At 25.3% G+C, this 367-nt stretch carries 1 protein-coding gene; it reads left to right on the forward strand.

All coding sequences use genetic code 11. The features are described from left to right. Positions 1-176 precede the first annotated feature (176 nt). The coding region (locus AC1DND_RS29660) for a hypothetical protein (RefSeq protein WP_477586648.1) at positions 177-367 on the forward strand (191 nt) is incomplete at its 3' end.

Consider the following 367-nt stretch of genomic DNA (forward strand, 5'->3'; position numbering starts at 1 on the left):
CTCTATGAGTTAATTGGTAATATTTTTTCTGTTGTACATGTTAAAAAGTTTCTGTGTTTAGTTGAAAAATAAATCTATTTTTAGATTTCAGTAATGTTATCAGTAAAATTGAAGTATTTATTGTGTAAGTATTTACATAAAAATTTGAATTTAATTAAGCAATAGCTTAAGTTTGTATGCAGAGAGAAGCAATTTTATTACAGAAATCTAAAGATGGAAGAAAGGCATTCTTTGTTGACAAAAGAAACGCTGAAGAAATTTTGGCAATCCTTAACAAGGATGATGCATATAAAAAGAAATTCAAATTTGCATTAAACCTGCTATTAAATGATAAAATTACAAGGGATTTATATGATAAGGAAGACTT

This window comes from Pedobacter sp. 01N416 (genome assembly GCF_056399685.1).